General features: G+C 64.7%; 5 protein-coding genes and 1 riboswitch. Of the genes, 3 read left to right on the top strand and 2 right to left on the bottom strand.

Annotated features, from left to right (window positions below; all coding sequences use genetic code 11):
* On the bottom strand, nucleotides 1–537 hold a 537-nt coding region (locus EN914_RS24505), incomplete at its 3' end, for a helix-turn-helix domain-containing protein (protein ID WP_164778882.1).
* A gap of 235 nt (nucleotides 538–772) precedes the next feature.
* Nucleotides 773–980: riboswitch (cobalamin riboswitch) on the top strand.
* Between the two features lie 164 nt (nucleotides 981–1,144).
* On the opposite strand from EN914_RS24505, the gene EN914_RS24500 reads away from it, so the two are divergent.
* The 3 genes from EN914_RS24500 to EN914_RS24490 are packed head-to-tail and all read left to right on the top strand — an operon-like array spanning nucleotide 1,145 to nucleotide 3,946.
* Complete coding sequence (locus EN914_RS24500; RefSeq protein WP_024504856.1) at nucleotides 1,145–1,933, top strand: ABC transporter ATP-binding protein; 789 nt, start codon at nucleotides 1,145–1,147, stop codon at nucleotides 1,931–1,933.
* A 49-nt stretch (nucleotides 1,934–1,982) separates the two neighbouring features.
* Complete coding sequence (locus tag EN914_RS24495; protein WP_024504855.1) at nucleotides 1,983–2,930, top strand: ABC transporter substrate-binding protein; 948 nt, start codon at nucleotides 1,983–1,985, stop codon at nucleotides 2,928–2,930.
* 29 nt (nucleotides 2,931–2,959) lie between these two features.
* Nucleotides 2,960–3,946 (top strand): iron ABC transporter permease, encoded by a 987-nt coding sequence (locus EN914_RS24490; protein ID WP_081714386.1) that lies wholly within the window; start codon nucleotides 2,960–2,962, stop codon nucleotides 3,944–3,946.
* A 25-nt stretch (nucleotides 3,947–3,971) separates the two neighbouring features.
* On the opposite strand, the gene EN914_RS24485 is transcribed toward EN914_RS24490, so the two are convergent.
* Nucleotides 3,972–4,755 (bottom strand): phosphatidate cytidylyltransferase (locus EN914_RS24485; RefSeq protein WP_127389321.1); only part of this gene is annotated, 784 nt, incomplete at its 5' end.

The following is a 4,755-nucleotide window of genomic DNA, read 5'->3' as shown; positions in this document are numbered from 1 at the left end:
GCAGACGCCGTAGAAAACGCCTGAGATCTCGCCGGGGATGTTGCCGATATAGGGTGCAAAACGCTGCCACTGCATCGGAATCCCGGCGCTGGTTTCACAGCTGTAGCGTTCGCCGAGGCCGGCGATCAGGAACGGCCGGCTGGTCTCGAAGCGCGGTGGTTCGAGATTGGTGAGGAAGGACTGGTCCATCAGGATCGGCTCCACGAGGTCGAGGTTGTTGGTCGAGCCTTGCGCGCGCACCAGTTCCGGCGTGGTGCCGAACTGATCGCGGAAGGCACGGGTGAACGCCTCATGCGAGTTGTAGCCGGCGTCGAGCGCGACGGCGAGGATGTCGGGCGCTCCGCCGGCCAGCTTGCGCGCCGCCTCGGTCAGCCGGCGTGAGCGCATGTAACCCATCACCGAGCGGCCGGTTGCGGCGCCGAAGGCGCGCGTCACATGAAAACGCGACACACCGCTGCTTTGCGCGACATCGTCAAGCGAGATCGCCTCCGGCAGATGGCTCTCGACGAACCACAGCGCTTTCTCGGTCGGGTTCATGGGGCTCCTTTTCGCATTGGCCGGATCATCTTGGCGTTTCCTGGCGCGGCCAGTTTGATCGAAATTGCGCATTCCGTGCAATCTGCGCCGATCCCATGGGCTTTCGCTTGACAGCGGGCCGCGTCATCTCCTAAGAATGTTATGTTATTACATAAAGTGAGCGTGCAATGCCTGTTTCCGTTAGCTGGCCCACCACTTCGTCCGAGAAATCCATTGCGAAGCGTTTGGTGGAAATCTACGCTGAAGTGGTGATGGTCCCCGAGCCGAAAGGCGAGGGGTGAAAAGGGAACACGGTGAGGCCTGTTCAGGTCGAGGCCGTGGCTGCCCCCGCAACTGTAAGCGGCGAGCAAAATCCGTGAATGCCACTGGCCGGCAAGGCTGGGAAGGCAGGATGGCGCAACGACCCGCGAGCCAGGAGACCTGCCATCACTGAGTTGACCGGACGGGGTGTGCCGGGAGGAAACGCGAATCCCGGCCTTGTCGGCCGGTTCGCCAGCTTCCTTCCGTCGCCAGTTTTGGAAAGTGACGGAAAGTTGGACGGCTCCATCGATCATCGCATCACCATGCGCACGCTTTGCCGTCCCCGCAATCCGGCGGGCTGCAGCCGATGAGCGCAGCGCTTCTCGAAGCCCATGACCTCTGTGCCATGGCGAATGGGCGGAATCTGGTCCAGGCGGTCAGCTTCTCGGTGGCCGCTGGCGATCGCCTTGCCATCATCGGTCCCAACGGCGCCGGCAAGACGACGCTGCTGCGCATGCTGTCGGGCATGCTGCGGCCAAGTTCCGGCGAGGTGAAGCTTGGCGGACGCGGGCTGGACAGGATTTCGGCCGCCGAGCGGGCGCTGCATATCGCCGTTGTCGGCCAGACCGACCAGCCCGATCCGCGGCTGGCGGTGATCGATTATGTCGAGCTTGGCCGGGTCCCGCACGCCGGGCTGCGGCGCAGGAGCGAGGAACGCGACATTGTCGTCAATGCGCTGCGCCGGACCGGCCTGCTGCCGCTGCTTGGCCGCACCGTCGGCTCGCTGTCGGGCGGCGAGCGCCAGCGCGCCCAACTGGCGCGCGCCATCGCCCAGCAGCCCAAAATCCTGTTCCTCGACGAACCGACCAACCATCTGGACCCGCGCGCCCGCGGCGAACTGCTCGACCTCGTGGCAGGCTTCGAGATGACGGTGATCGCGGTGCTGCACGATCTGGCGCTGGTAGCACCCTTCGCCACCAGGGTTGCGGTGATGAACCATGCCCGTCTGCAAGCGCTCGCCGCACCGCGCGAAGCGCTGGCCCAACAGCTGATCCGCGAGATTTTCGGCATCGATGTGCTGCGCCTGCGCCATCCGACCGAGGATCGAGAGTTGACGGTGTTCGAGGTTCCGAACCGTGCCGCGCCGCCGTCGTGATTGAAGCCGTTCCATAGTCGACCCGATCCCACCCACAAGGAGCATACCCGTGAAACGCCTCGCTTTTTCGCTTGCCGTCTCGCTGCTGACCTCGACCGCCTTCGCCTTCCCGGTAACCGTCGACAGCTGCGGCAAGCCGCTGACCTTCGACGCGCCGCCGAAGCGCGCTGTCATCCATGATCTGAACATGGCTGAGATGGCTTTCGCGCTGAAATTGCAGCCGTCAATCGTCGGCCTGACCGGCATCACCGGATGGTACAAGGTCGGTCCCGAATTCAAGGCAGAGCAGGGTTCGATCCCGGAGCTGGCGCCGAAATATCCGACGCTCGAAAACCTCGTGGCCGTGGAGCCGGATTTCTTCTTCGCCGGCTGGTACTACGGCATGAAGCCGGGTGGCGAGGTGACGCCCGACACGCTTGCCCCGCACGGCATCAAGACGCTGGTTCTGGCGGAAAGCTGCGTCCATCTCGACAAGAGGCGCCCCGCCGCCTCGATGGACCTGCTCTACGGCGACGTCGAAAAGCTGGGCAAGATCTTCGGCAAGGAGACAGAGGCGGAAAAGCTTGTCTCTGGCTGGAAGGCGCAGCTCGCCGACATCACCGCCAAGGTCGGCAGCGCCAAGGGCACGCGGGTGTTCCTCTACGATTCCGGCGAGGACAAGCCGTTCACCGCAGGCAAGTTCGCCATCCCCAGCGCCATGATCACTGCCGCCGGCGGCGACAACATCATGGCTGACATGGACACCAGCTGGGGCAACACGGATTGGGAAACGGTGGCGTCGCGCAATCCGCAATTCCTCATCCTGCTCGATTACCAGGACGGTGGCGGCTACAGGAAGCTGCTCGACTTCCTGAAGGCGCGTCCGGCCATGAAGGAGACCGACGCGGTCAAGAACGAGCGCTTCGTCGCCCTCCGCTACGCCGAGCTGACGCCTGGACCCGCCAACATCGAAGCGATCGACAAGATCGCCAAGGCCATGCACCCGGAAGCATTTTGAGCTTGCGCCATCCGGCATTTGCGTTGGCCATGCTGGCGGGAGCGGCGGCGATCGCCGCTCTCGCTCTGCTGTCGATCGCCTATGGCTCGACGCTGATCCCGCTGGCCGACGTTGTAGCAGCGCTTGGCCGCGCAATCGGCTTAGGCGGGCACGACGTGTCCGGGCCGGTCGGCAAGATCGTCGTCGATCTGCGGCTGCCGCGCACGATCCTGGCCATCTGCGTCGGCGCGGGCCTCGGCGTCGTCGGCGCGCTGCTGCAGACGGTGACCCGCAACGATCTCGCCGATCCGTTCCTGTTCGGCCTGTCGTCGGGCGCCGCCGCCGGTGCTGTTTCCGTCATCACCGTCTTCGGCGACAGCTTTGGCATCTGGACGTTGCCGGTCGCGGCCTTCACCGGCGGCATATTGGCCGCCGGCGTCGTCCTGCTGCTGGTCGCGCGGGTGAGGGGCCAAGGGCCGGAGCGGCTGATCCTCGCCGGCCTTGCCGTGTCCTTCATGTTCACCGCCTTGACCAACTACCTGGTCTTTGCCGGCGACCAGCGCGCCGCCCACTCCGTGTTGTTCTGGACGATGGGCGGCCTTGGCCTGGCGCGCTGGGACAATATCTGGTTGGGCGCGCTGGGTGCGGGCACCATTCTGGCTTACGCGCTGTGGAACCACCGCCGGCTCGATGCCTTCCTGGCCGGCGAAAACGCCGCCGAAAGCCTTGGCGTGCCAGTGGCGCGCATGCGCCGAATGACGTTTCTCGTCGCCGCCTTCTCGACGGCGATCCTGGTCTCTGTCGCCGGGGTCATCGGCTTCGTCGGGCTGATGATCCCGCATCTGTCGCGGCCGCTGGCAGGCCCCTTGCATCTGCGCCTGGTTGCCAGCTGCGCCGTCTTCGGCGCGGTGCTTTTGTTGGCCAGCGATCTTCTGGCCCGAACGCTGCTGCCGCCGCAGGAACTGCCGATCGGCATCATCACCAGCTCGGTCGGTGCGTTCTTCGTCGTCACCATGCTGATCCGCAACCGGCTTTGAGCGCGTTTGGCAACCGGTCGCCGGATCACACGGTCCAGAAATAGCGCACGATGTGGAAGAACACCGGGGCGGCGAAGACCAGGCTGTCGGTGCGGTCCATCATGCCGCCATGGCCTTCGATCAGATGGCCCCAGTCCTTGACGCCCTGGTCGCGCTTGATGGCCGAGGCGACCAGCCCGCCTAGGAATCCCATCGAGCAGGCGACGAAGGCCACGCCTGCCGCCTGCAGCGGCGAGAAGGGCGTCACGAACGACAACAGCGCGCCGAGCAGGCTCGCCGACACCAGTCCGCCGATCAGCCCTTCCCAGGTTTTCGACGGCGAGACGTTCGGCGAAAACCGGTGTTTACCAAACAGCTTGCCGAAGATGTACTGCAGCACGTCGCTGCCTTGCACGACGATGATCAGGAAGGCGATCAGCAGCAGGGTGCGGCCCTCGAAGCCTGGCACGTCGAGTGTCAGCAGGGCGGGGACGTGGCTGACGCAATAGACCGAGATCATCACCGCCCATTGCTGCGCGGCGATCCGCTCGAGGAAGCGTTCGGTGTCGCCATGCAGCGCCGTGATGGCCGGCATCAAGAGGAAGCAGTAGACCGGAATGAAGATGACGAAGAGCCCGTACCAGGCGGTCCACACCAGCCAGTACTGAAACGGGATGATGATGCCGAACATGCCGAGCAGCACCCAATGGTCGCTGCGGCGCGTATGCGTCAGCGTCACGAATTCGCGCAGCGCGGCGAAGGAAATCAGCGCAAACAGGATGGTCATCCCGTAACGGCCGAAGAAGAAGGCGACCGTCATCAGCGCCACC

The organism is Mesorhizobium sp. M7A.F.Ca.CA.001.08.2.1 (assembly GCF_003998455.1).
GTDB classification, from domain to species: domain Bacteria; phylum Pseudomonadota; class Alphaproteobacteria; order Rhizobiales; family Rhizobiaceae; genus Mesorhizobium; species Mesorhizobium ciceri.
This window is presented reverse-complemented; position numbering and strand designations above follow the sequence as displayed.